This is a genomic window from Enterobacter cloacae complex sp. 2024EL-00227 (genome assembly GCF_043945315.1).
Taxonomy (GTDB): Bacteria; Pseudomonadota; Gammaproteobacteria; order Enterobacterales; family Enterobacteriaceae; genus Enterobacter; species Enterobacter roggenkampii.
This window is the reverse complement of sequence record NZ_JBIMQP010000005.1, coordinates 26877-52595: the sequence shown is the minus strand read 5'-3', so window position 1 is coordinate 52595 and position 25719 is coordinate 26877. Positions and strand designations below refer to the sequence as shown.

Annotated in this window: 27 protein-coding genes and 1 pseudogene; 14 read left to right on the top strand and 14 right to left on the bottom strand. The window is 58.7% G+C overall.

Features of this window, described 5'->3' with window-relative positions:
- Nucleotides 1-178 precede the first annotated feature (178 nt).
- The 6 genes from hpaB to yjiA all read left to right on the top strand — a co-directional run bounded on the left by hpaB (nt 179) and on the right by yjiA (nt 6976).
- Nucleotides 179-1741 (top strand): 4-hydroxyphenylacetate 3-monooxygenase, oxygenase component, encoded by a 1563-nt coding sequence (gene hpaB, locus ACHH0Z_RS10740; RefSeq protein WP_008501307.1) that lies wholly within the window; start codon nt 179-181, stop codon nt 1739-1741.
- Between the two features lie 17 nt (nt 1742-1758).
- Nucleotides 1759-2271 (top strand): 4-hydroxyphenylacetate 3-monooxygenase reductase subunit, encoded by a 513-nt coding sequence (locus ACHH0Z_RS10735; RefSeq protein ID WP_045409214.1) that lies wholly within the window; start codon nt 1759-1761, stop codon nt 2269-2271.
- Between the two features lie 178 nt (nt 2272-2449).
- Nucleotides 2450-3367: a YafY family protein gene (locus tag ACHH0Z_RS10730; protein WP_008501309.1), complete on the top strand. Its 918-nt coding sequence runs from the start codon at nt 2450-2452 to the stop codon at nt 3365-3367.
- A gap of 191 nt (nt 3368-3558) precedes the next feature.
- Nucleotides 3559-5712 carry a carbon starvation CstA family protein gene (locus ACHH0Z_RS10725; RefSeq protein ID WP_008501310.1) on the top strand — a complete coding sequence of 718 codons (2154 nt, stop codon included), beginning with the start codon at nt 3559-3561 and terminating at the stop codon, nt 5710-5712.
- 96 nt (nt 5713-5808) lie between these two features.
- Entirely contained in the window at nt 5809-6012 is a 204-nt protein-coding gene (locus ACHH0Z_RS10720; RefSeq protein WP_003856610.1) for a YbdD/YjiX family protein, read from the top strand.
- Between the two features lie 10 nt (nt 6013-6022).
- Nucleotides 6023-6976: a GTPase gene (gene yjiA, locus ACHH0Z_RS10715; protein WP_039023939.1), complete on the top strand. Its 954-nt coding sequence runs from the start codon at nt 6023-6025 to the stop codon at nt 6974-6976.
- 69 nt (nt 6977-7045) lie between these two features.
- Here the strand turns inward: yjiA and ACHH0Z_RS10710 are convergent, their stop codons facing one another.
- Entirely contained in the window at nt 7046-8404 is a 1359-nt protein-coding gene (locus tag ACHH0Z_RS10710; protein WP_045409217.1) for an esterase-like activity of phytase family protein, read from the bottom strand.
- A 411-nt stretch (nt 8405-8815) separates the two neighbouring features.
- On the opposite strand from ACHH0Z_RS10710, the gene ACHH0Z_RS10705 reads away from it, so the two are divergent.
- Nucleotides 8816-9361 (top strand): YfaZ family outer membrane protein, encoded by a 546-nt coding sequence (locus ACHH0Z_RS10705; protein WP_008501313.1) that lies wholly within the window; start codon nt 8816-8818, stop codon nt 9359-9361.
- Complete coding sequence (locus ACHH0Z_RS10700) at nt 9361-9681, top strand: hypothetical protein (RefSeq protein ID WP_045409220.1); 321 nt, start codon at nt 9361-9363, stop codon at nt 9679-9681. Before ACHH0Z_RS10705 ends, ACHH0Z_RS10700 begins: the two co-directional genes overlap by 1 nt.
- A gap of 44 nt (nt 9682-9725) precedes the next feature.
- Here the strand turns inward: ACHH0Z_RS10700 and ACHH0Z_RS10695 are convergent, their stop codons facing one another.
- Complete coding sequence (locus ACHH0Z_RS10695; protein ID WP_045409223.1) at nt 9726-11096, bottom strand: NAD-dependent succinate-semialdehyde dehydrogenase; 1371 nt, start codon at nt 11094-11096, stop codon at nt 9726-9728.
- 151 nt (nt 11097-11247) lie between these two features.
- Here ACHH0Z_RS10695 and ACHH0Z_RS10690 point away from each other — a divergent pair, with 151 nt between their 5' ends.
- A complete protein-coding gene (locus ACHH0Z_RS10690) occupies nt 11248-11991 on the top strand; it encodes an AraC family transcriptional regulator (RefSeq protein WP_045409226.1) in 744 nt (247 codons plus the stop codon).
- Between the two features lie 47 nt (nt 11992-12038).
- Nucleotides 12039-12677, top strand: a complete 639-nt coding sequence (locus ACHH0Z_RS10685) for a LysE family translocator (RefSeq protein WP_047722374.1) — start codon at nt 12039-12041, stop codon at nt 12675-12677.
- Nucleotides 12678-12707: 30 nt separating this feature from the next.
- Here the strand turns inward: ACHH0Z_RS10685 and ACHH0Z_RS10680 are convergent, their stop codons facing one another.
- Entirely contained in the window at nt 12708-13010 is a 303-nt protein-coding gene (locus tag ACHH0Z_RS10680) for a BrnA antitoxin family protein (RefSeq protein ID WP_023293359.1), read from the bottom strand.
- Nucleotides 12997-13284 (bottom strand): BrnT family toxin, encoded by a 288-nt coding sequence (locus ACHH0Z_RS10675; RefSeq protein ID WP_025912099.1) that lies wholly within the window; start codon nt 13282-13284, stop codon nt 12997-12999. Before ACHH0Z_RS10675 ends, ACHH0Z_RS10680 begins: the two co-directional genes overlap by 14 nt.
- Nucleotides 13285-13453: 169 nt before the next feature.
- Between ACHH0Z_RS10675 and ACHH0Z_RS10670 the strand changes: the two genes are divergently transcribed.
- Complete coding sequence (locus ACHH0Z_RS10670; protein WP_045409352.1) at nt 13454-14725, top strand: DUF445 domain-containing protein; 1272 nt, start codon at nt 13454-13456, stop codon at nt 14723-14725.
- Here ACHH0Z_RS10670 and ACHH0Z_RS10665 read toward each other — a convergent pair.
- The 7 genes and pseudogenes from ACHH0Z_RS10665 to ACHH0Z_RS10635 form a co-directional block, all read right to left on the bottom strand.
- Nucleotides 14722-15798, bottom strand: coding sequence for a DUF2955 domain-containing protein (locus ACHH0Z_RS10665; RefSeq protein WP_032655052.1), 1077 nt, complete (start codon nt 15796-15798; stop codon nt 14722-14724). The genes ACHH0Z_RS10670 and ACHH0Z_RS10665 overlap by 4 nt on opposite strands.
- A complete protein-coding gene (locus tag ACHH0Z_RS10660) occupies nt 15788-16855 on the bottom strand; it encodes an HlyD family secretion protein (protein WP_100245850.1) in 1068 nt (355 codons plus the stop codon). The genes ACHH0Z_RS10665 and ACHH0Z_RS10660 overlap by 11 nt, the downstream gene beginning before the upstream one ends.
- 20 nt (nt 16856-16875) lie before the next feature.
- On the bottom strand, nt 16876-17322 hold the full coding sequence (locus ACHH0Z_RS10655) for a MarR family winged helix-turn-helix transcriptional regulator (protein WP_045409347.1): 447 nt from the start codon (nt 17320-17322) through the stop codon (nt 16876-16878).
- A 145-nt stretch (nt 17323-17467) separates the two neighbouring features.
- Complete coding sequence (locus tag ACHH0Z_RS10650) at nt 17468-18163, bottom strand: helix-turn-helix transcriptional regulator (protein WP_045409346.1); 696 nt, start codon at nt 18161-18163, stop codon at nt 17468-17470.
- A pseudogene (locus ACHH0Z_RS10645) lies at nt 18156-18272 on the bottom strand (amino acid-binding protein); the annotation flags it as partial. The gene ACHH0Z_RS10650 and the pseudogene ACHH0Z_RS10645, both read right to left, overlap by 8 nt.
- Nucleotides 18251-18580 (bottom strand): antibiotic biosynthesis monooxygenase, encoded by a 330-nt coding sequence (locus ACHH0Z_RS10640; RefSeq protein ID WP_023345375.1) that lies wholly within the window; start codon nt 18578-18580, stop codon nt 18251-18253. The gene ACHH0Z_RS10640 and the pseudogene ACHH0Z_RS10645, both read right to left, overlap by 22 nt.
- 151 nt (nt 18581-18731) lie before the next feature.
- Complete coding sequence (locus ACHH0Z_RS10635; RefSeq protein ID WP_045409343.1) at nt 18732-20147, bottom strand: aldehyde dehydrogenase family protein; 1416 nt, start codon at nt 20145-20147, stop codon at nt 18732-18734.
- A gap of 100 nt (nt 20148-20247) precedes the next feature.
- Here ACHH0Z_RS10635 and ACHH0Z_RS10630 point away from each other — a divergent pair, with 100 nt between their 5' ends.
- Nucleotides 20248-21150, top strand: a complete 903-nt coding sequence (locus ACHH0Z_RS10630) for a LysR family transcriptional regulator (protein WP_008501330.1) — start codon at nt 20248-20250, stop codon at nt 21148-21150.
- Here ACHH0Z_RS10630 and ACHH0Z_RS10625 read toward each other — a convergent pair.
- Nucleotides 21137-21616, bottom strand: coding sequence for a carboxymuconolactone decarboxylase family protein (locus ACHH0Z_RS10625; RefSeq protein ID WP_008501331.1), 480 nt, complete (start codon nt 21614-21616; stop codon nt 21137-21139). The genes ACHH0Z_RS10630 and ACHH0Z_RS10625 overlap by 14 nt on opposite strands.
- Nucleotides 21617-21717: 101 nt before the next feature.
- On the opposite strand from ACHH0Z_RS10625, the gene ACHH0Z_RS10620 reads away from it, so the two are divergent.
- Nucleotides 21718-23106 (top strand): PLP-dependent aminotransferase family protein, encoded by a 1389-nt coding sequence (locus tag ACHH0Z_RS10620; RefSeq protein ID WP_045409341.1) that lies wholly within the window; start codon nt 21718-21720, stop codon nt 23104-23106.
- Between the two features lie 86 nt (nt 23107-23192).
- Here ACHH0Z_RS10620 and ACHH0Z_RS10615 read toward each other — a convergent pair whose 3' ends face one another.
- Entirely contained in the window at nt 23193-23354 is a 162-nt protein-coding gene (locus ACHH0Z_RS10615; RefSeq protein ID WP_032675878.1) for a DUF1127 domain-containing protein, read from the bottom strand.
- A 176-nt stretch (nt 23355-23530) separates the two neighbouring features.
- Between ACHH0Z_RS10615 and ACHH0Z_RS10610 the strand changes: the two genes are divergently transcribed.
- Nucleotides 23531-24949, top strand: a complete 1419-nt coding sequence (locus ACHH0Z_RS10610; RefSeq protein WP_045409339.1) for a PLP-dependent aminotransferase family protein — start codon at nt 23531-23533, stop codon at nt 24947-24949.
- 94 nt (nt 24950-25043) lie between these two features.
- On the opposite strand, the gene ACHH0Z_RS10605 is transcribed toward ACHH0Z_RS10610, so the two are convergent.
- Nucleotides 25044-25712: an OmpA family protein gene (locus ACHH0Z_RS10605; RefSeq protein WP_023617165.1), complete on the bottom strand. Its 669-nt coding sequence runs from the start codon at nt 25710-25712 to the stop codon at nt 25044-25046.
- Nucleotides 25713-25719 lie beyond the last annotated feature (7 nt).

Sequence of the window (25719 nt, the reverse complement as noted above, 5' to 3'; positions counted from 1 at the left end):
GGGCGGGTAAGCGCAGCGCCACCCGCCGAAAAGCCGCACAGATCACAAAACCACAACCCACCCGAAAAGTACCCGTCGTTGTCCCAATCGTCCCTTCACGTTACGCCCCTCTCAGGCTTCAATTAAACAACAAAAACAAAACATAAATTTAACAACACAATTCCGATACGAGGTCCCTATGAAGCCTGAAGAGTTCCGCGCTGATGCCAAACGCCCGTTAACCGGTGAAGAGTATTTAAAAAGCCTGCAGGACGGACGCGAGATTTACATCTACGGCGAGCGCGTCAAAGACGTCACCACCCATCCGGCGTTTCGCAATGCGGCGGCCTCCATCGCGCAGATGTACGACGCGCTGCACAAGCCGGACATGCAGGACACGCTGTGCTGGGGCACCGACACCGGCAGCGGCGGCTATACCCACAAGTTCTTCCGCGTGGCGAAAAGCGCCGACGACCTGCGCCAGCAGCGCGACGCCATCGCCGAGTGGTCGCGCCTGAGCTACGGCTGGATGGGCCGCACGCCGGACTACAAAGCCGCGTTCGGCTGCGCGCTGGGCGCCAACCCGGCCTTCTACGGCCAGTTCGAGCAGAACGCCCGCAACTGGTACACCCGCATTCAGGAAACCGGCCTGTACTTCAACCACGCCATCGTTAACCCGCCGATCGACCGCCACAAGCCAGCGGACGAGGTGAAAGACGTCTACATCAAGCTGGAGAAAGAGACCGACGCCGGGATTATCGTCAGCGGCGCGAAAGTGGTGGCCACCAACTCCGCCCTGACCCACTACAACATGATCGGCTTCGGCTCCGCGCAGGTGATGGGCGAAAACCCAGACTTCGCGCTGATGTTCGTCGCGCCGATGGACGCCGAGGGCGTGAAGCTGATCTCCCGCGCCTCCTACGAGATGGTGGCAGGCGCAACCGGCTCCCCTTACGACTACCCGCTCTCCAGCCGCTTTGACGAGAACGACGCCATTCTGGTAATGGATCACGTGCTGATCCCGTGGGAAAACGTGCTGATCTACCGCGATTTCGACCGCTGCCGCCGCTGGACGATGGAAGGCGGCTTTGCGCGAATGTACCCGCTGCAGGCCTGCGTGCGCCTGGCGGTGAAGCTCGACTTCATCACCGCCCTGCTGAAGAAATCCCTGGAGTGTACCGGCACCCTGGAGTTCCGCGGCGTGCAGGCGGATCTCGGCGAAGTGGTGGCCTGGCGCAACATGTTCTGGGCGCTGAGCGACTCCATGTGTTCCGAAGCCACCCCGTGGGTCAACGGTGCGTATCTTCCTGACCACGCGGCGCTGCAGACCTACCGCGTGATGGCCCCAATGGCCTACGCCAAGATCAAGAACATCATCGAGCGTAACGTCACCTCCGGGCTGATCTACCTCCCGTCCAGCGCGCGGGACCTGAACAACCCGCAGATCGACCAGTATCTGGCGAAATACGTGCGCGGCTCCAACGGCATGGACCACGTCGAACGCATCAAGATTTTGAAGCTGATGTGGGACGCCATCGGCAGCGAGTTTGGCGGCCGTCACGAGCTGTACGAAATTAACTACTCCGGCAGCCAGGATGAAATTCGCCTGCAGTGTCTGCGCCAGGCGCAGAGCTCCGGCAATATGGACAAGATGATGGCGATGGTCGACCGCTGTATGTCCGAATACGACCAACACGGCTGGACGGTGCCACACCTGCACAACAACAGCGATATCAACATGCTGGACAAGCTGCTGAAATAGCGCAGCGGGAGGTTGCAATGCATTTAGATGAACAACGCCTGCGTTTTCGCGACGCAATGAGTAGCCTGTCGGCGGCGGTTAACGTGGTCACCACCGAGGGCGAGGCGGGCCGCTGCGGCATCACCGCCACCGCCGTCTGCTCGGTCACGGACACCCCGCCGTCGGTCATGGTGTGCATCAACGCCAACAGCGCCATGAACCCGGTATTCCAGGGCAACGGCAGGCTGTGCGTTAACGTGCTGAACCACGAGCAGGAGATCATGGCGCGCCATTTCGCCGGGATGACCGGTATGACGATGGAGGATCGTTTTGCCCTCTCCTGCTGGCAGAAAGGGCCGCTGGCGCAGCCGGTACTCAAGGGCGCGCTGGCCAGCCTTGAAGGCGAAATAAGCCAGGTGCAAACCATCGGCACGCATCTGGTTTATCTGGTTGAAATTAAAAACATCATTCTGAGTGACGCGGGCCACGGCCTGATCTACTTCAGGCGCCGCTTCCACCCGGTCATGCTGGAGACGGAAGTCGCCGTGTGACCCCCCTTCGCGCTGGCCTTTTTTCCGGCCAGCGCCGCTTTCTGCAAAAACTCCTAAGGTTTCCGCTAAATCACGCCGTTATATACCCATAAGAGAAATTTTCTGTGCCTGAATACTGACGCCGCCTGTCAGTGCACCCGCATCATTCAGCGCATACCTATATATACAGGATGACCTTATGGCTAAAACGACGCGGAGCCGCTCGGCTGAACGTCTGGTCGATATTCTCCTTGAGCTACATTTAAACGGTGTGGTAAACCGCGGTGCGCTAATGGAGAAATTTAAAATTACCGAACGCACCGTCTACCGGGATTTAAATGCCCTCTCGCCCATTGTTGAACATACCGGTAACGGTCTATATCGGCTGATTCATTCCGCACAATCGCCGGGTGGGCAAGGATTGCATCACACTCTGGCTAACTTTCTGAATGCCGACAGCTTTTTCCCTGAAAGAAATATGGAATTCTGGCAAAAGCTTGAAACGCGCGTAGACGAAAACCATATTCTTATTCTTGGCAATGAAGCGGAACATACGGTAGAACGCGATATTCGCCGTCATTTAACGAAAATCGAGAAATCGATTAAAAACCATAATGTTTGCCAGATCGTTTATAAGGGTAAAACCCGCCTGATTAATCCCTATAAACTCATTAACAAAAAAAATATATGGTATTTACAAGCCACCGAAAATAGCCGGCTGAAATCCTTCTCATTGAGCCAGATTAGCTGGTTTGATATTCAGAAAACGACCTTCACTCCCGAAGAAAATGTTCTTGAGCTGCTGGAGAAAAGCCTCGATCCCTGGGTGTCCGAAGATACTTTCGCGGTGAAAATATTCATCAAAGATAATATTTCACATTACTTCCTGCGCCGGGATCTTCTGCCGGAACAGGAGCTGCTGGAGGAGCAGCAGGACGGCGTCACGCTGCGCTGCCAGGCGGCCCACGAGAACCAGATCCTGCCGCTGCTGTTCTACTGGCTCCCCCATATTCAGATCCTGGAACCGAGCTGGCTGAAGGAGAAACTCATCAGGACGCTGGAGAGCTATCTGGCCGTGGAGCGCAACCCGAATAATCAAGTGATCTCAATCACATAATTTCGCCCTCCGGCGGCGCGCCGAAACCGCTCGTCGCCGCCTTTGACCGCTCACCCGGCACTTTCAACCACTCATTCATTTACCGTCCTTTACGCGCGCGGGGATCTGGCACGATCGCTCCAGCATTAATCAATACCTCCTCACAACGAACCCTGACCCTTTTTTCTTTACATAAAAAACCAGGTCTTACTATGGATACTAAAAAACTACTGAAGCACGTGCCCTGGGCCTTACTCGGGATCCTCGGTGCTTTCTGTCTGGCGGTTGTCGCATTACGCCGGGGCGAACACGTCAGCGCCCTGTGGATCGTGGTCGCGTCGGTTTCCGTCTACCTTGTGGCTTATCGCTACTACAGCTTATACATCGCGCAGAAGGTCATGAAGCTCGACCCGACGCGTGCCACCCCGGCGGTCATTAACAATGACGGCCTGAACTACGTGCCTACCAACCGCTACGTGCTGTTTGGTCACCACTTTGCCGCCATCGCAGGCGCTGGCCCGCTGGTCGGCCCGGTACTGGCCGCGCAGATGGGCTACCTGCCGGGTACGCTCTGGCTGCTGGCGGGCGTGGTGCTGGCGGGTGCAGTGCAGGACTTTATGGTGCTGTTTATCTCCTCGCGCCGTAACGGTTCGTCGCTGGGTGAGATGATCAAAGAAGAGATGGGCCGCGTGCCGGGCACCATCGCCCTCTTTGGCTGCTTCCTGATCATGATCATCATCCTTGCGGTGCTGGCGCTGATCGTGGTGAAAGCGCTGGCCGAAAGTCCGTGGGGCGTCTTCACCGTCTGCTCTACCGTACCGATTGCGCTGTTCATGGGCATCTACATGCGCTTCCTGCGCCCTGGCCGCGTTGGCGAGGTCTCGGTGATCGGTATCGTGCTGCTGGTCGCCTCTATCTACTTCGGCGGCGTGATTGCGCACGACCCGTACTGGGGCCCGGCGCTGACCTTTAAAGACACCACCATCACCTTCGCGCTGATCGGTTACGCATTCGTTTCTGCCCTGCTGCCGGTGTGGCTGATTCTGGCTCCGCGCGACTACCTGGCGACCTTCCTGAAAATCGGCGTGATCGTCGGGCTGGCCATCGGGATTGTGATCATCAACCCTGAGCTGAAAATGCCGGCGGTAACCCAGTACATTGACGGTACCGGTCCGCTGTGGAAAGGCGCCCTGTTCCCGTTCCTGTTTATCACTATCGCCTGCGGTGCCGTGTCTGGCTTCCACGCGCTGATCTCCTCCGGCACCACGCCGAAGCTGATGGCCAATGAAACCGACGCGCGCTTCATCGGTTACGGCGCAATGCTCATGGAGTCCTTCGTGGCGATCATGGCGCTGGTTGCGGCGTCGATTATCGAGCCTGGCCTGTACTTCGCGATGAACACGCCACCAGCGGGTCTGGGCATCACCATGCCTAACCTGCATGAGATGGGCGGCGAAAATACCGCGCTGATCATGGCGCAGCTGAAAGAGGCCAGCGCACACGCGGCGGCGACCGTCAGCTCCTGGGGCTTTGTGATTTCGCCTGAGCAGATCATGCAGACCGCGAAAGACATCGGCGAACCGTCCGTGCTGAACCGCGCAGGTGGTGCACCGACGCTGGCGGTAGGTATCGCACACGTGTTCCACAAAGTGCTGCCGTGGGCGGACATGGGCTTCTGGTACCACTTCGGTATTCTGTTCGAAGCGCTGTTCATCCTCACCGCGCTGGATGCCGGTACCCGTGCGGGCCGCTTCATGCTGCAGGATCTGCTGGGTAACTTCGTGCCGTTCCTGAAGAAAACCGACTCTCTGGTGGCGGGCGTACTCGGGACCGCGGGCTGCGTAGGCCTGTGGGGTTACCTGCTGTATCAGGGCGTGGTTGACCCACTCGGCGGCGTGAAGAGCCTGTGGCCGCTGTTCGGTATCTCTAACCAGATGCTGGCGGCCGTGGCCCTGGTGCTGGGTACCGTGGTCCTCGTGAAGATGAAACGTACCAAATACATCTGGGTTACCGTGGTGCCTGCGCTGTGGCTGCTGCTCTGCACCACCTGGGCGCTGGGTCTGAAGCTGTTCAGCACCAACCCGCAGCTGGAAGGCTTCTTCTTCATGGCTAACCAGTACAAAGAGAAGATTGCCGCAGGTGGCGCGGATTTAACCGCGCAGCAGATTGCCAACATGAACCATATCGTGGTGAACAACTACACCAACGCGGGTCTGAGCATTCTGTTCCTGGTGGTGGTGTACAGCATCATCTTCTACGGCATCAAAACCTGGATGAAAGTGCGCAACATCGATGGCCGCACGGATAAAGAAACCCCGTACGTGCCGGTACCGGAAGGCGGCGTGAAGACCTCTTCACACCACTAAAACAATGGCGGGCGGCGCTGCGCTGACCCGCCCTACAACGGTACTGTAGGCCCGGATCGCTGCGCGCCACCGGGCTTTTTCTTATCAGGACACGTTATGTTTGGTAACTTAGGCGAAGCAAAAAAATACCTCGGTCAGGCGGCGAAAATGCTGATTGGCATCCCGGACTATGACAACTACGTTGAGCACATGAAGACCAACCATCCGGATAAGCCGTACATGACCTACACCGAATTCTTCCGCGAGCGTCAGGAAGCGCGCTACGGCGGAAGTGGAGAAGGCGGCGTCCGCTGCTGCTAAAGGAGAGACCATGACCCCGATTGCCGTTACCCTGCTGACCGGTTTCCTCGGCGCCGGTAAAACCACCCTGCTGCGCCACATCCTGAACGAGCAGCACGGCTTCAAAATCGCCGTCATCGAAAACGAATTTGGCGAAGTCTCCGTAGACGACCAGCTGATTGGCGATCGTGCCACGCAGATCAAAACCCTGACCAACGGCTGCATCTGCTGCACCCGCTCTAATGAATTAGAAGACGCCCTGCTGGACCTGCTCGACAGCCGCGACCGCGGGGAAATCGACTTCGACCGCCTGGTGATCGAGTGCACCGGCATGGCCGACCCCGGCCCGATTATTCAGACCTTTTTCTCGCACGAGATCCTTTGCCAGCGCTACCTGCTGGACGGCGTCATTGCCCTGGTCGACGCGGTCCACGCCGACGATCAGATGAACCAGTTCACCATCGCCCAGTCTCAGGTGGGCTACGCCGACCGCATCCTGCTGACCAAAACCGACGTGGCGGGCGAAAGCGTTAAGCTGCGCGAGCGCCTGACGCGCATCAACTCCCGCGCGCCGATTTACACGGTGACGCACGGCGATATCAACCTGTCCCAGCTGTTCAACACCAACGGCTTTATGCTGGAAGAGAACGTCACCGCAAAACCGCGCTTCCACTTTATGGGAGACAAGCAAAACGACGTGGCGTCGATTGTGGTCGAGCTGGATTACCCGGTGGACATCAGCGAGGTCTCCCGCGTGATGGAGAACCTGCTGCTGTCGTTTGCCGACAGGCTGCTGCGCTACAAAGGCATGCTGTGGATTGACGGCGAGCCGAACCGCCTGCTGTTCCAGGGCGTGCAGCGCCTGTACAGCGCCGACTGGGACCGACCGTGGGGCGATGAAGCGCCGCACAGCGTGATGGTGTTTATTGGCATCCAGCTGCCGGAGGAGGAGATTCGGGCGGCGTTTGCGGGGCTGAAGAAATAGCCTCCCCGCTTAACTATGCGCTCCGAACAATCCCCCTCTCCCCTGTGGGGAGAGCGGTGAGCGGTAAACTTATTTCACCGCCTCCGGCAGCGTCACAATCCACAGCTCGCTGTCGGACTCCGGCTTCTTCAGCGGCTTCACGCTGAGCGTGGTTTCCACCGGTTTATCCTCCAGCGTCAGCTTGCCTTCCGCGTTCACCCGGTAATCCTTAAGCTTCTTGCCCTCGACCGGATTTTGCATCGCGACCTTCACGCCAAAATCGTTATCGTTCGCCACCGCAAGCGTTTTGCTGTCGATCAGCGCCAGTCCTTCAGCCTTCTCCTGCTGCCAGCCCAGCGCGCGAAGATCGACCACCTGCGTTTTTGCCGCAAGGGTAATGCCGCGCTGCGCCAGGGTTTTCTCATCATCAAACTCCGGGTACTCGCCCGGCTTGTCGAAGGCGGTCAGGTCACTCGCCCTGCTGAGATCCACCTTGTAAATCAGGTTGCGCATCCCGTCGTTTTTATCGCTTCCCTGCTCAATCAGCAGGATGTGCTGATTATCGAGCGCCACGATGTCGCCGATTTTGGCATCGCTGTTTTTGTCGTAGGCCGCGCTGTCGATAGGGTAACCGTACATCGCGGTTTTGCCGGTCGCCGGGTCGAAGCTCACCAGACGGGTGAACAGCGCCTGCTTTTTGCTCTTCCCGTCGATGTCCAGCGTGCTTTGCACGGCGGCGATAATCCGCCCGTCCGGCATCAGGGTCAGGCCTTCAAAGCCCCGGTTGGGCTGACGCCATTTGATGATGTTTGGCAGACCGCCCGCGATAGATTTTTCCCCTTCCGCGGCCTGCGGCCCGTGGATCGCGAGGATCTTGCCTTTGCTGTCGACGTTAATCAGGAACGGGCCGTACTCGTCGCACAGCCAGTAGCCGCCTTTGCCGTCAGGCGTGATGCCTTCCGTATCCAGTCCGCGGTTATCACCTTTCAGGACCTTGAGGGTGTCGCTGAACGCCACTTCATTGGTGGAGCCAATCACGCCGCTTTGCAGCGGCAGACCGTTAATCTCGCCTTTATCGTCGTGCAGCGGGCGGGCATCAACCGCCTCCGCTTTGCCGTTCTGGACGCGGATAGTCATCAGGAGCGGCGCGAAATCCGGCGTAACAAAGATTTTGGCTTCGTTTTTACTCATTTTTGGCGCATCGGCGTTGGGACCGCGATCGGTCACGGTCGCAAACGTCAGGGCATCGCCCTGCTTGCCCGTAAACAGCAGGCCAGAACCAATCCCCACCGGGAGCCCGTTCGGGAACGCATCGGCAAACGCGCCGCTGTATTTCACATGGGAGCCGTCAGGGAAGCTGACGATATAGCGCTCAGCGGTAGGCTGCGCAGCCAGGCCAGAGAAAGAGAGCGCACAACCGATAAGCACAGGAATAATTTTTCTTTTCATATTGTTAGTGTCCAGTGAGTGAAGCCAACAACGTAAAGAATAAACGTGTCAGAAAAATGACATAGAAAGGCAACCGGCGTGCGCGGGTGAACGTATATTCATTGCCCTGAAATGTAAGGTTGTGTTGTATTGTGTGACATCTGAAATACTTTTGGAAATTATTAGAAACCCAATTAATTCACCTCTAATCACTATCCCTTCCTCGTTCAGTTTACGTTTAGTCAAAAAATTAAACGGTGCCTAAACGTCCGAACATCACGCGTTGACACCTCGACAATCAAACATCGATGCAACATTTCAAATAAAAAAGTTAACAATATCAGCATAAAACAGCGACCTTCATCACATTTGCAGTCATAAACATCGCTTGTTAAGGTGCCCCCAGATGAATTTAATGACGAGGCATAAAACATGAAAAAACTGAATATCCTTCTTCTTTCTGCTCTGACCGCCCTCTCGGGTTCCGCTCTGGCAATGGGCGGCAGCATTGAGCAGGGTAAAAACTTTACCAACCTCAACCTCGAGATGGGGAAATCCTCATCCGGCCTGTATGCCGAAAGCAACTGGCTTAAAAACACCGATGACGGTACCCAGACCGGCGGCGTGGGCGCAGGCTACAACCTGGAAGTGGGCCCAGTGATGCTGAATGCGGGTGCCAAAGCCATTTACATCGGCCCGAAGAAAGGCGATAACGGCGTGGCGTTCCCGATCGGCGGCGGTGTGAACGTTGCCCTGACCGACAGCATCCACGTGTACGGTGAAGGCTACGTGGCGCCAGAAGGGCTGAACAACAGCGTGAAAAACTACGTGGAAGCCAACGGCGGCGTAAGCTGGACGCCAATTACGCCTGTGACCCTGAAAGTGGGTTACCGCCACGTGAGCGTTGATGGCAAGGACGGCCGCCCTGGCCACACGCTGATTGACGGCGCATATGTAGGCGGTGGAGTCACCTTCTGATGAAACACCGCATGACCGCGCTTTGCGTTCTGAGCCTCACGCTGATGCTCACCGGCTGCGTCCAGTACAAATGGGTGAAACCGGGCGTCAGCGATGCGGAAACGAATAAAAAGCTCACGGAATGCGAAGCGCAGGCGCTGATCGATCTTCCCCCGGATAACGTGGTGACCGGTTCGAGCTCGGAAAAAACGGACAAAAAGAACAAGAAAAAGGATATTTCCACGAGCTACACGGTAGAAGACGCGAATGAATATCGCCGGGATACGCTGGTTGACAGCTGCATGTTCAAAAGCGGCTGGGACAAGATCGAAGTGCAATAACCCCATAAAAAACCTGCCGGTTGGCAGGTTTTTTTTATGGCCTCTTACTGACGCACCACCACCAGCTTCTGGTTCACAAACTCTTTGATCCCCAGATCCGACAGCTCGCGTCCGTAACCGGAGCGCTTCACGCCGCCGAACGGCAGCTCTGGCGCGGTATCGGTGAGCCAGTTGATATACACCATCCCGGTCTCAATCCGCGACGCCATTTTTTTCGCGCGCTCGATATTCTGGCTGAATACCGCCCCACCCAGGCCGTAGTGTGAGTCGTTCGCCAGCGCGACCGCCTCGTCGTCGTTTTTTACCACGTACATCTGCGCCACCGGGCCGAAGAACTCTTCAAAGTACGCCGGGTTGTCGCGCGAGATATTCGTCAGGATCGTCGGTTCGAAGAAGCTCCCCTCACGCTGCACCGGCTTGCCGCCATAGTGCAGCGTCGCGCCGTTTTTCACCGCCTCGTTAACCTGTTTGGTCAGCGTTTCTAGCGCATCTTTCGACGACAGCGGCCCCAGCGTGGTGCTTTCGTCGAGCGGATCGCCAATCTTCACCTGCTTAAACGCCTCGGTGAATTTGCTCAGGAAGGTGTCGGCAATCTTTTCATGCAGGATAAAGCGCTTCGCCGCGGTACAGACCTGCCCGGCGTTGTTGAGCCGCGCATTCACGCCAATCCTGACGGCTTTGTCCAGGTCCGCATCGTCCAGCACCACGAACACGTCGTTACCGCCCAGTTCAAGGGTGGATTTCTTGATGTGCTTCGCCGCCTGCGCGGCCACCACGCTGCCGGCTTTTTCGGAGCCGGTTAATGCGGCACCCTGCACGCGATCGTCGGCAATGATGTTCGCCACCTGCTCGGACGAGATAAACAGGTTGGTCCACGCCCCTTCCGGCGCCCCCGCCTCACGCACCAGGTGGGCAAAGGTCTCGGCGCAGTGCGGCACGATGCTGGCATGCTTGGCGATAACGGGGTTACCCGCCGCCAGGTTTGGCGCCAGAACGCGCATCAGCTGGTAATACGGGAAGTTCCACGGCTCAACGGCCATCAGCACGCCGATGGGGTGATGTTCCACCCACGCTTCCCCGAGTTCGGATTGATACTTCACCGGGGCCAGGAACTGCTTCGCGTTGTCGGCGTAGTAGCGGGCGATCTGCGCGCACAGCTTCACCTCGCCGCGGCTCTGTTCGATGAGCTTGCCCATCTCCTGACTGGCAATTTTCGCCAGCTCCTCGGTGCGCTCGTCGATCAGATCGGCAAGCTTATGCAGCACCGGCAGGCGCTGATTGATGTCGCCTTTCGCCCAGTCCGAATGGTAAAGCGCATCGGCCGCCTTCAGCGCCGCTTCGATATCCGCGTCGGTATGCGAGGGGTATTCTTTGATGAGCTGGTTAGTGGCAGGATTTACTGTCTGATAAGCCATGTCGAATCTCCTTGTTTTACCGCTTAGGGTATTAAGGGTAGTCAACATGACTGGCTGTGGACGTAAAGTTGGGTATATCCGGAAGGTTCTTAATGAAGCGCTGCAAGACGGTTCGCTGACGTGGTATAAAAAACGTCCAGAAGGAGTTCATATGACCGATACCCGACACATCCGGCAGACTTTTCACCGCGCCTCAGGCCTTGAGCTGCGCAGCACGTGGCAGAGCACGCAGGCGTACAAACGCCACAGTCACCCTCAGCTCTCTATCGGCGCGATTATGGAAGGCCAGACCTGCTGCATTTGTCATGACAAAGAATACATCCTTAACCCCGGGGACCTCATTGTGATCCCGGCCTCTGCGCCGCACAGCTGCAACCCCGTCGCCGGGCAACCGCGCAGCTACCATATGCTCTATATCGACACCGATATTCCTCTGGCGTTACAGGTGATTCGCGACCCTGCGCTCTTTAAGCGCTACCTGGATATTGTTGAGGCGATGTCGCCTGTATCCGTGGACACGCTGCTTTCAGCCCTGCCCCGCCGCGTGGCAAACGCAGACGCGCTTCGCTCAACCAGCCAGCACGTGCGGCAGGCGTTTCTTGCCGACCTGGCCGCACCGCCTTCGCTTGACGAACTTGCCCAACGATTCTCGCTGCGCAAGGAGACGCTGATCCGCACCTTCCGACAGGATACCGGCCTGACGCCGGGCAGCTTCCTCAACATCTCCCGCGTGGAGTTCGCCAAAGCGCGACTGCGTGCCGGGGACGACATCGCCGACGTTGGCTACCAGAGCGGGTTTGCCGACCAGAGCCATTTTCATAAGACCTTCGTCAGCTATACCGCCGCCACGCCGCGCCAGTACGTGACGGGCCGATCAATATCTGACAATAAATAACGTTGGCATCACCGTAGCCTGACCTCAGATTGTTAACCGAGGTTGCTATGGAACTGTTCTTCCCTTCCGCTTTTCTCGCCCTGGCGCTGGCGCATTTTGTCGCCCTGTTAAGCCCGGGGCCGGACTTCTTCCTGCTGGTGGGCTACGCGGCGCGCTACCGACTGCGCGGCAGCGCCGGATTGTGCGTCGGCATCGCAGCGGGTAACGGGCTGTATATCTTACTGGTGATTATCGGCTGGAGTGCGCTGCGACAGTTTGCATGGCTGTTTACGCTGATAGAGCTTTGCGGGGCGCTGTATCTGCTGTGGATCGGCTCGCATCTGGTGCGCAGCCGCCCGAAAGCGCTGACGCTGAATGAAACCCAGCAGCGCTTTCCCTCGCTGCGCAAGCAGATCCTGCTGGGACTCGGCTCGGCGCTCCTTAATCCGAAGAATGCGCTGTTCTATCTGGCGCTGATGACGGCGCTACTGGGACCGGACGTGACGCTGCTTCAGCAGGCAACCTGCGGCGTCTGGATGGTGACGGTGGTGCTGGCGTGGGATCTGGCGCTGGTGACGCTGATGGGTTTGCCCGCGGTCCAGCAGAAGCTCAGCCGTGCGCTGTGGCTGATAGAGCGCACGGCGGGGGTGGTGCTGATGGGGTTTGGCGGGTGGGTGATGTGGCGGCTGCTGGAAAATATACGCTGAGATAGCGGGCAGCCAAACGCTGCCCGCTATTTATTTTTTGTTTTGATCGCGCAGCATTGCTTCACGCAAAATGGCATTGAGCCGCGTCTGATAACCTTTCCCAGGCCGTTTAAGCCACTCCATCACATCGGCGTCAATGCGTACAGATGCCTGAGTTTTGAGTGGTCGATAGAACTTCCCTCGCACCGCCCCTGACCACTGTTCATCGTCCGTAGCAGGGATATCGCTGTAATCAATCTCCGCATCTGGTTTTTCAGCTAATGCTTTGAGCTCAGCCACACGACGAGCGCTTACCTCAGGCGCACTACCTCGTTTATGTTTAACGATGCTCATAACGGCTCCTCTCTTTGCGGTCCGCCTTTCGTGCGCTAATGATACGGATGATTTCTCCTCCGCTTTCAAAACGTACCGTATGTGCGACCAAAATAACAAGAAGGCCTTGCACAAGGCCGATGGTTTGCCAGCGAAATTCACCGTTTTCATAGCGATCCTGAACAGACAAATGATAAGGATCGTCGAAAACCATAACCGCATCCTCAAAGCGTATGCCATGTTTTTGCAGGTTACTTTTCGCCTTATTGCTATCCCACTCATACTCCGTTGGCATAGTGTACCCTTCCCTGATTGTATATACAAAAAAGCATATACAAATTACGCAAGGATTTAACCAAATATGCAAAAGATGAGTTTAATTCCGGAAGGCAGGTTCCAGAAGCGGGAATGACATAACGTTCCCTGCTTTGCACTTTCCCCCCGCTTCCCTCTATCCTTAACCCATGGAAAAAATAGCTGAACTCAAACGCGCCAAGCTGCTGGCGCTGTCGCTGCTGCTGGTTGCCGCCGCGGCCTTTATCACCACCCTGTTCCTGCCGCAGACCTTCTGGGTGCGCGGCGTCAAGGCCATTGCCGAGGCGGCGATGGTCGGCGCGCTGGCGGACTGGTTTGCGGTGGTCGCGCTTTTCCGCCGGGTGCCGATTCCCTTTATCTCCCGCCATACGGCGATCATCCCGCGCAATAAAGACCGGATTGGCGACAATCTCGGCCAGTTCGTGCAGGAGAAGTTTCTGGATACCCAGTCGCTGGTGGCGTTGATCCGCCGCTATGAGCCCGCACAGATGATTGGCGCCTGGTTCAGCAAGCCCGACAACGCCCAGCGCGTCGGGCTGCATCTGATGCAGGTGATGAGCGGTTTTCTCGAGCTGACCGACGACGGGCGCATTCAGCGCCTGCTCAAACGCGCGGTACATAAGGCCATCGACAAGGTCGACTTCACCGAAACCAGCGCCGTGATGCTGGAGAGCATGACCAAAAACAACCGCCACCAGGTGCTGCTGGACGCCATCATCAACCGGTTGATTACCCTGATTCAGCGGGAAAGCACGCGGGACTTTATTGCCGACCAGATTGTCCACTGGCTGAAGACCGAACACCCGCGCAAGGCGATGGTGCTGCCCACCGAGTGGCTGGGCGATCAGAGTGCGGAGATGGTATCGAACGCGGTCAACACGCTGCTGGACGATATCAGCCACGACCGCACGCACCAGATCCGCCAGGCGTTTGACCGCGCCACGCTGAAGCTTATCGACAACCTGAAAAACGATCCGGAGATGGCGGCAAAAACCGACAACATTAAGCACTACCTGAAAAATGACGAAGCGTTTAACCGCTATCTGGGGGAGATGTGGGCCGACCTGCGCCAGTGGCTGAAGGCGGATATGCAGAGCGAGGACTCGCGCGTGAAGCAGCGCATCGCCAACGCCGGGCTGTGGTTTGGCGAAACGCTGTCTAACGACGCCAGCCTCCGGGCGTCGCTGAACGAGCATCTGGAGCAGGCCGCGCATCGCGTGGCGCCGGATTTCGCGGCGTTCCTGACGCGCCACATCAGCGACACGGTCAAAAGCTGGGACGCCAAAGACATGTCCCGCCAGATTGAACTGAACATTGGTAAAGATCTGCAGTTCATCCGCGTCAACGGTACGCTGGTGGGCGGGACGATTGGCCTGATCCTGTTTTTACTCTCGCAGCTGCCTGCCGTGCTGGGACATTAATCTACTTTGGGCGGCGCGATGACGTAGCGCGTCGCCTCGAAGCGGTTGAGGATCAGGTGCATCAGAAAGACCATCGTCAGCGTCGCCACCAGCGAAAAGGTAACGGAGGTGATGCGGTACAGATCGCTGAACACCAGGTCAGTGTCCGGGTGCATGTTCTGCCCGAACATAATGCCGATGGTGGTGATGCTGGAGAACCCCACGCCCGCCCCGACCTTCTCCATTACGTGCAGCCGCGCGCCAAACGCCAGCCCAAGGCCGATCAGCGGCATCATCAACAGCATATGGCTGCTGTGATCGTAGAGGATCAGCTGCACCACCAGAATATAGAGGCAGCCCAGCACCACGCCGACCACGCGCCAGATGGAGCTCATCACCGCGCCGCGATAGTGCATCGGGAACAGGATCAGAATCCCTGCCATCAGCGCCGAGAGCGAATCGCTTAAGTCGCTGATCTGAAACACCACGAAAATCAGCGTCGCGACGGTGCCGGAGAGCAGCGACTCGTGGCGCACGCGGGCGTCGTCTTTCTCGATCAGCGGCGGCGGCTTGCGGGGCTCCACGTCCGGCAAGAGATAGTTCATCAGCGCGCTCAGGCACACCGCCATCACGCTGGCTTCGATGTTCGAGAACAAAAGCGTATGCCAGTTGGTGGTGGGGTAGCTCATAAAGTTGAGCATCACGCTCTGGCACACCACGCCCATCGAACCGAACAAAAACAGCGGCCCTTTACTCATAAAGCGAAAACGCATCACGTAGAGGGCGAAGACCACCAGCGTCATGATCGCCGGCCATTGCGACAGATAGCCGATGATAATTACCATTTCGACGCAGTTGAGCGATGCGCTGAAGATAAACTGCTTCGCCACGTGGCGGTTAAACACCGGCACCAGCGACAGCAGCATGATCGGGTAGACCACGAAAAACACGCCGTAGCGGGTGTTGTAGAAGCTCGAAATGCTCAGCGCAATCATCCCGGCAAAGACGATGCGCAGGGTCTGGCGAAAGTCGTTTGCCGTATAGACGATATTGCCGTGCGGGGTAAACACCCGCGCCAGGGTGCTAATAGACATAGTGAAGCAGGCTCACCAGGTGGATCTGCATCCCGGAGAAGAAGCGCGCAAACGGCCCTTCGCTGTTGTAGAGCTGCACGGTCGCGCGGGCGCCGGTCGGCAGATGCTTCGGCAGCGGCTCGTCCAGCGAGACGTGAATGCGCATGCGCTGGGCATCGCGTACCCAGCGGTTAGAGGTTTCCGGCTCGGAGAGCTGGCCATTAACGGCCTCCTGACCTGCGAGGATCCCCGCGTCGCTGCTGGTGACGTGGGCGCGGAAAACGTGTCCCGGGAAGGCGTCAAACACCACGGCCGCATCGGTGCCCTGATGGGTATGGCGCAGGCTCTTCTCACGGAAATCGGCCACGATATCGGTCTGGTTGTTTACCAGCGCCAGCGCGGCCGAACCGGATGAAGCGTAGAAGCCCGGGCTCAGCTGCAGGTTACTGACCGTGCCGTCCGCCTGGGCGTAGACCTTCGTCCAGCCGAGGTTCAGCTCAGCGTCATCCAGCGCGTTGCGGTATTTTTGCAGCGTCACGTTGCGGTGTTCTTCGCGCTCACCACGCTGGATGCGCAGGTTGCGGATGTTGGCCTGAATCGTGCTGACGGACTGCTCGCTGCTCTGCCAGGTGGTGCGAACCTTATCCAGATCCGCCTGCGAGACGTTCTGCAGGGTGCTCAGCTTCTGGTAGCGATCAAAGGTCACTTTGTCGTTACGCGCGGTCAGCACGGCGGTTTTCAGGCTGGCCTGCGCGGCAGCGATCTGCGCATCCAGCTGTTCGTTAGACAGGCGAGCCTGCTCGAGCGCGATTTGCGCCGCTTCTACCTTATTGCGAAACGGCGTGTCGTCTAGTTCAAACAGCAGATCGCCTCTCTTCACCTGGCTGTTGTTATGGACATGTACCGCCGCCACGTAGCCGGAGACGCGCGGAGACACCGGCGTCACCACGCGCATCACGGTGGAGTCCGGCGTCAGCGGGATCCAGATATCCGCGACGATAAAGTAGACAAACATCAGCAGGAAAGAGGCAATACTCACCCTTACCCAGCGGGCAAACTTTTGTTCAGGGGTCATTATTTTTCGGTCTTGTTATCTTCTTAGCGGATTGTCCGCAAATTGCAGGCGATTTGATTCAACGTGGCGCTGAAAATGTCGAGATGTTCCGGCGCGATGTTTTGCGATACGCGCGTCTGATACGTCTCAATCACCTGAGTGAGCCTTTTTAATATGGCTTTTCCCTCAGGCGTCAGCGTCAGAAGCCGGATGCGCTTGTCATAAGGCGATGTGGTGCGCAGCAGGTAACCCTGTTTTTCCAGCTGTGTGAGGGTGCGCATCAGCGGCGGCAGTTCAATGCCCTGCACCTCCGCAAGCTCACTCATTGAGACGTTATCCCCGAGCTGATGAAGCTGCATCATCACCGTCCAGCTCGACTGGGTTAACCCGGTATCGAGAATGGCGTCGTCGATGACGGCACGCCACTGGCGCACAATCATCGCCATCCGCATGCCCATCGGCCTGCGGCAGAACAGTTCTTCTTCACTCATGGGGAACCTCTCGTCACACGCGGTCAAGATAATAGTTATCAGGGTAACTATCAAGAAACGAGAAGTTAAAGCGCAGGAATTGCGAAAGGTGTTACTGGAGGCGATGTACACGTAGGCCCGGTAAGCGCAGCGCCACCGGGGGTTTTTAGCGGCTAAAAAGTCTTTTTACAGCGGCCTTCCCCGACGCCGTCACCACCACCTCCCGATACCCCGCCACCCGCTGGATCCAGCCTTTACTTTCCAGATGGTCGAGCAACAACGCACCGGCTTCTCCGCCCAGGTGAAACCGTCGCTCGCTCCAGTCCAGGCAGGCGCAGCAGGCCTTCCGGCGCGGATGCGCGCTTAACGGAATACCGAGCGCCAGGAACTGCTCCCGGCCATAGAGTGTCATCGCTGAACCGTCAGCCTCCAGCCAGCCTTCCGCCTGCATGAAATCATAGATCTGCACCGCCACGGCGCCTGCGAGATGGTCGTAGCAGGTCCGGGCTTCACGCATGGCTTTCGGCGCGCTGGTTTCCGGCGGGGTAATGCGGCTCCACGAAAGCCCCATCATCTGTTCCACCAGCGCCGCCACGTCGTGCCCGGCAAGACGATAATAGCGATGCCGCCCTTGCGACAGGCAGGTAATTAGCTGTCCTTCAACCAGCCGGGCGAGATGCCCGCTGGCGGTCGACGGTGCGACATCTGCCGCCGCGCTCAGTTCGGTGGCCGTCCACGCCCGCCCGTCCATTAGCGCACAGAGCATCTTCACGCGCGACGGATCGGCCATGGCAGCCGCCACCGCGGCAATCGCCTTTTCCAGCATCGCGCTGTTATCGGGGGGTAAACTCGTCTTAAGCATGGGCCGCCCAGGGTTCGGTGATCTCTGCGGCCAGCTTATCATCATCCGTCAGCAGAATAAGGTGATTCGCATGGTCGCTGTACTGAGTCAGGATAGACACGCCGCGTGCCCTCCGGTTTCGGAACTGTATTCCCGCACCAGCTGCGCCACCCGAATACGGTAGAAAGAAAAAATCGACGCCCGCCCTTCGGCCTGCGCCGCCTGATGAAAGACGTTCTGCTTCCAGCGGCGGACGGCCTCTTCATCCCGCCACCAGGAAAGGGAGAGGATTTTGCCGTCGGTGGTCAGGCTCTGGAACCGTTCGATATCAATAAAGCCGTCGATGTCCGCCAGCAGCGGCTTAAGCTCTGCGGCAAGCTGAAGATAGCGCGCCTGATGGGCAGGCTCGGCTTTGGCTTCGAAAAGAACTGCGATCATGGTTTTCTCTCCGTTGTGATGTTGGGGAGAGAATGCAGGAGGGAAAAGCACAATGCTTCGGCAAAGAGCGAAGCGTTGTGCCGGATGGCGCTGCGCTTATCCGGCCTACGGCTCATGTAGGCCCGGTAAGCGCAGCGCCACCGGGCGGGTTTTAGCCCACCATCGACCTCGGCTCCATAAACGCCCGAATTCCCCACTCGCCCATCTCGCGCCCCACGCCGGAGTGTTTGAAGCCACCAAATGGCGCTTTCGGTTCATGAGCCAGGGTGTTCACCAGCACGCGACCGGAAACAATCTGCTGTGCCACGCGTCGCGCGCGGTCCACATCGGCGCCCAGCACCATCGCGCTCAGGCCGTACTCGGTATCGTTGGCAATGGCGATCGCCTCCGCCTCGTCCTGATAAGGGATGACGCACAGCACCGGGCCGAAAATCTCGTCGCGGGCAATGGTCATCCGATTGTTCACGTCGGCAAACAGCGTCGGACGCACGAACCAGCCGTCCCGGGTGCCGTCCGGTCGCCCTTCGCCGCCCGCCAGCAGGCGCGCCCCTTCTTCGATTCCTTTGCGGATATAGCCCTGCACCCTCAGCCACTGCTTTTCGCTGACCATCGGGCCGACGTCTGTCGCGCTGCTGCGCGGGTCGCCGGATTTCACCGCCACCACGGCCTGCGCCAGCGCGGTTTCGATCTCCGCCTTGCGCGAGTGAGGCACCAGAATGCGCGTTCCGGCCACGCACGCCTGCCCGCTGTTCATAAACCCGGCCTGGATCACCAGCGGGATCGCCTGCGCGAGATCTACATCATCCAGCAGGATCGTCGGCGATTTACCGCCCAACTCCAGCGTGACGCGCTTAAAGCTTTCCGCCGCGTTGCGCAGGATCGCCTTGCCGGTATTCGTGGAACCGGTGAACGAGATTTTCGAGACGTCCGGATGGCGGCTGAGGGTTTCGCCCACCGTCTCGCCGCGTCCGGTGACGATGTTAAACACGCCCGGCGGCAGCGCGGCGTCGCGCAGCGCTTCGGTGACAATCTGCGTTTGCAGGGCGCTCATTTCGCTCGGCTTGATGACCGCCGTGCAGCCCGCCGCCAGCGCGGCCGCCAGTTTGCCGCAGATAAACCCCGCATCGCTGTTCCACGGCGTAATCAGCCCGGCCACGCCGAGCGGCGTCATCTGCACCGTTGCGGCACCTGCGGAGTTGACAAACTCAAACGCCTCAAGCGCCTCGATGGCCTGAGCAATCACCTCTGCCGGATAGCTTGCCATCCATGCCGAGCGCGAGGCGGGCGCGCCGTACTCTTCAATGACCGCTTCCAGCAGATCGTCGTGACGGGCGGCCACGGCGGCGTGCATGCGCTTCAGCGCGGCGATGCGTTCCTGCTTTGTGGTCTGAGACCATGCCGGAAACGCCGCTTTTGCCGCCGCGATAGCGCGTTCAGCGTCAACCTCATCCGCCAGGCGAACCTGACCCATAACCTGCGCCGTCGCCGGGTTGTACAAATCAAACCGCTCGGTACCGTGCGGGGTAACAAATTCGCCGTTAATAAAGATCTGTTCGATAGTGTGCATATAAACCTCCTCAGGCTGCGTGAGACCAGTCTGTCACGGCTTCTCCGTTGCGATAATCCACGCTATGCTGCAAGGGTTGTTTCGATTTTCAGGATAATCTATGCATCGTTCAGGTCTGACAGAGCTGGAAGTGGTGATGGCGGTGGTACGACGCGGCAGTTTTCGCGGTGCCGCCCAGGAGCTGGGCATGTCCGCCACGGCGGTCAGTAACGCCATCGCCGGGCTGGAGAGCCGCCTCGAGACGCGTCTTTTCAACCGCACGACCCGCAGCGTGGCGCTCACCGACGCCGGGCAGCGCTACGTGGCGCGCATTGGCCCGGCGCTGCAGGAGATCCGTCTCGCCGGGGAGGCGATCCACAGCGACACCGGGGAACCCGCCGGAACGCTGCGCCTCAACGTGCCGAACCATATCGGCACGCTGTTTCTGGACCAGCTGCTGATCGACTTCATGATCCGCTACCCGAAAATGCGCGTGGAAACGGTGAGCGAAGCGAGGATGATCGACATCGTCGCCGAAGGCTATGACGCGGGGATCCGTCTCGAAGAGTCCGTCCCGCAGGACATGATCGCCGTGCCGCTGACCGGTGAGATCCGCCAGCTCGTCACCGCCACGCCGGACTATTTCGCCCGTCACGGCATACCCGAGACGCCGGACGATCTGCTTTCACACCAGGGGATCGGCATGCGTATGGCCCACGGCGGGATCTACCGCTGGGAGCTGGCCCGTCGGGGTGAAACGTACGCGCTTGCCGTGCCGCCGCGCTTTGCGACGTCCGATCTTTTTGCCTCGATCCGCGCCGTAAAAGCGGGGTTAGGGGTGGGATTTTTACCGGAACTCTATATTCAGGACGAGCTGAAAAGCGGGGAGCTGGTGAGCGTCTTAAACGACTGGGCGCAGCCGTTTGCCGGGCTGCGCCTGTACTACCCGGGCCATCGCCACGTCCCGCCGGGACTGCGGGCGCTGGTGGCGATGATCCGCGAGCGCGGGATTATTCCAGGTTAGCCTTATTCAGCCCGTAAGCCGCGTCCAGCGAGCCGGGCGCCATGCGGGAGGTGATCCCCAGGCGGTTCCAGGCGTTGATCGCCACGATGGCAAAGTTCAGCTCTGAAATCTCCACGTCCGAGAAGTGTTCCGCCACGCTGCGGTAGAGGGCGTCGCTCACGCCGTGTACGCCAATTTGGGTCAGCGCTTCGGTGAAGGCCAGCGCCGCTTTTTCGCGGGCGCTAAACAGCGGGGACTCGCGCCAGGCCGCCAGATGGTACAGGCGCAGCTCGCGCTCGCCAGCGATTTTCGCCTCTTTTGAGTGCATATCCAGACAGAACGTACAGCCGTTCAGCTGCGACACGCGAATGTCGATCAGGTGCTTCAGCGCCGGATCGATGGAGGTTTTTGCCACCTCCATGCTCAGGGCAGACAGCGCGTTGGCGAGGGCAGGTGTAGCTTTATGGTGGTTAACGCGAGTGCTCATGGTCTTTCCTCTTTTTGTGCGGCATGTGTCATGCGATGAGGCAAATCTACGCCGTTCATGACATAGTAAAAAGATACAAAAATCGTGAAACGAGGTAGGACATGAAGCCGGGCTATCACGAGATTTATTCCCGCTATCGCGACAACATTATGCGCGGCGTGCTGAAGCCGGGCGACAGGGTACCTGCCATCCGCGTGCTGGCGGAAGAGCTGAAGGTGGCGCGTAAAACCGTCGAAACGGCGTATGCCATTCTGACGGGTGAAGGGTATCTGGTGAGCCAGGGGGCGCGCGGCACGCGGGTTAACCCGGACCTCCTGCTGCCGGACAAGCATGCCCCGGCGGAGCAGCCCACCGGTACGCTTCCGGCCTCGCTCATCAGCCAGCGCGAGCGGGCGGGGTTTCTGCGCCCCGGCATCCCCGCCCTCGACAGCTTCCCGTATAAAAAGTGGCTGCTGCTGGCGGGCCAGGCGACGCGGGCCATGCGTCAGGAGGAGATGCTCAACCCGCCGGTGCTGGGCTGGTATCCGCTGCGCCAGGCCATCGCCAGCTACCTCAACATCTCGCGCGGGCTCTCCTGCACCGCCGAGCAGGTGCTGATCACCAGCGGCTACAGCGGCAGCCTGCGGCTGATCCTCGACACCCTCGCCAGCCGCAGCGACAAGGTGGTGTTTGAGGATCCGGGTTATTTTATGGGCCAGCAGCTGCTGAAGCGGATCGTGCCGCGCCTGCACACGGTGCCGGTCGATCGCTGCGGCATCGACACGGACTACCTGCTCCGCCACCATCGCGGCGCCCGTTTTGCCATCGTCACCCCGTCACACCAGAGCCCGCTGGCGGTCACGCTCTCGCTGCCGCGTAAACAGCAGCTGCTCGACTGGGCCAGCCAGAACGAGGCGTGGATTATTGAAGACGATTACGACGGAGAGTTTCACTATACGCGCAAGGTGCTGCCGTCGCTGAAAAGCCTCGACCAGCACGACCGGGTGATTTTTATGGGCTCCTTCAGTAAAACCATTATGCCGTCGCTGCGCATGGGCTACGTGGTGATGCCCGCCAGCACCGTCGGGGCCTTTACCGACTGCGCGGACATCACCACCAGCGGCCAGCCGGTGCTGACGCAAAAGATCCTCACCGCGTTTCTCAACGAAGGGCATTTTTTCCGTCACCTGAAAAAGATGCGCGCGCTGTATCAGACCCGCCGCGACTGGATGATTGCCGCCCTGCAGGAGGTATATGGCGATCTGTTTTTCACCGAGCAAAACGACGGCGGGATGCATATCGTGGCGTTCCTGACCAAAGGAAGCCGTGACCGGGAAATCGCGCGCTGCTGGCAGGAACAGCAGCTGCAGGTCAACGCGCTCTCGGAGTGGTATCGCGGGTCGGGCAAACGCTACGGGCTGGTGATGGGCTATAACAACGTGCGTTCGTATCAGGAGGCGCTGGATTTGCTGGAAAGGCCGAAGCGGCAGACGCTTGCGCTGTTGCGCTAAACATCGCCGGGTGGCGGCTTCGCCTTACCCGGCCTACTCGATCCCGTAGGCCCGGTAAGCGTAGCGCCACCGGGCGATGATAAGGCTCACACATCATATCGCGATAACCCAACGTCCTTGAGCTGCTCGTCGCTCATCTGGCTCAGGATGCGGCGGGTGCGGTTGATGCGATACCAGCTACGCAGCGTTTTTGCGATCCAGACAAACACAATAAACGGACGTTTTGAACGATTCTCGTAGAATTCCATGATGCTCTCCTCACTGTGTCAGTGGGGTTATCATCCCGGAAATCGGCCTGTGCAATACAGATGCAAAAACAACTTTTGTTTAACATACAGATCCGCTAAAACAGTATCTGCATGGCAATTTTCGCAGCAATCTGTACTGGTTTTATAATCTGTATGGTGAAAACAGAGGATACAGCATGACGCGCTATCAACATCTCGCCAACCTTCTGGCAGAACGCATTGAACAAGGGCTGTATCGCAGCGGCGAACGTCTGCCGTCGGTGCGCACGCTGAGTCAGGAGCACGGCGTGAGCATCAGCACCATACAGCAGGCCTACCAGATCCTCGAAAACCTCCAGCTGATCACGCCTCAGCCGCGCTCCGGCTATTTTGTCTCGCCGCGCAAGGCCCAGCCGCCCGTCCCGGCAATGACGCGCCCGGTGCAGCGCCCGGTGGACGTTACCCAGTGGGATGAGGTGATGATGCTGCTGGACGCCCGCGCCGACAAAGAGATGATCTCCTTTGGCGGCGGTTCGCCGGACATTAACCAGCCGAGCCTGAAGCCCCTGTGGCGCGAGATGAGCCGCATCGCGCAGCATAACCCCAGCGAGATGCTGAGCTATGACGTGCTTGACGGGCGCCTGGAGCTGCGCGAGCAGATCGCCCGTCTGATGCTGGACGGCGGCTCCACCGTCTCGGCAAGCGACATTGTGATCACCAACGGCTGCCACGGCGCGCTGTCGATTGCCCTGCTGTCGGTATGCAAACCCGGGGATATCGTGGCGGTGGAATCGCCGTCGTTTCACGGCACCATGCAGATGCTGCGCGGGTTTGACATCAAGGCGATTGAAATTCCCACCGACTCTGAAACCGGGATCAGCATCGAAGCGCTAGAGCTGGCAATGGAGCAGTGGCCAATCAAGGCGGTGATCCTGGTGCCCAACTGCAATAACCCGCTCGGGTTTATCATGCCGGAGGCGCGGAAAAAGCAGGTGCTGGCCCTCGCCCAGCGGCACGATATCGTGATTGTCGAGGATGATATTTACGGCGAGCTGGCGGCGGAGTACCCGCGCCCGCGCACCATTCATTCCATGGATATCGACGGCCGCGTGATCCTCTGCAGCTCGTTTACCAAAACCGTGGCGCCGGGGCTGCGCGTCGGCTGGATTGTGCCGGGACGCTACTACGACCGGGTGATGCACATGAAATACGCCGCGGGCGGGTTTAACGTGCCGGGCACGCAGATGGCGGTGGCGGCGTTTATCCGCGACGGCCATTACCATCGCCACGTGCGCCGTATGCGCCAGATTTATCAGCAGAATATGGAAACCTACACCTGCTGGGTGCGGCAGTATTTTCCGGCAGAGATTTGCGTCACGCGCCCGCAGGGCAGCTTCCTGCTGTGGGTGGAGCTGCCGGAAAATGTGGATATGGTGTGCGTCAGCAAGCAGCTGTGCCGGCTGAAAATCCAGGCCGCGGCCGGGTCGCTGTTTTCCGCCTCCGGGAAGTACCGCAACTGCCTGCGGATCAACGTGGCGCTGCCGCCAACGGAGAAAAATCGCGAGGCGTTGAAGAAGATGGGTGAAGCGATTGTGATTGCGATGGAGGAGGGCTAGTGCGGCCTGATGCCCTCACCCCAGTCCTCTCCAACGGTTCAGTAAGTCCCTATAGCGGGCTGGTTTAGATGCCATTACTCAACCAGCCGCTGAGTTACAGAGCGCTGCCCTGCTCCTGACGTGACGGCGCGTGCGTCAGGAACTGCACCTCAACGCGGCGATTACGCTCATCGCTGGGTGAAATCCCTTTTAGCGGCTGAGAGTCGCCAAAACCGGCCACAATCACACGATGCGATTGCTGATCGTTGAGGTTCGCAATTAACAATTTACGTGCTTCACGGGCTCTGGCAGCCGAGAGCGTGTAGTTATCGTCATACACGGTACAGAACCTGGTGTAATCGACCACAGGGTTATTCACGCTGATGTTATCCGTATGCCCCTCAACAAAAACCTGAGTGTTCGTCGAACCGCTCACGAACGCCTGAATCCGTGGTGCCAGACGAGCAAGTGCATCTCTTGCCTGATCGGTGATACAGGCACTACCGCGGGCGAAGATTTTATCCCGCAGCGTAATTTTTCCGCTGGCTATATCAAACCCCACCAGCGCAGCATCTCCCTGATCCACCATCTCCTGCTGCATGCTGTGCATCATGGCATTCAGTTTCTGTTGAGCGGCTGCCTGGCCGCTGTTTTTCTCCTGCTCGCGTTTTACGTCAGCCACTTTGTTTTGCAGTACCGATAACACCAGCATCAGCATCACCACGGCCATGACCCCTGCCATTAGATCGGAAATAGAAATCCACTCATTCGGTTTATCTTTCATCGGCAAT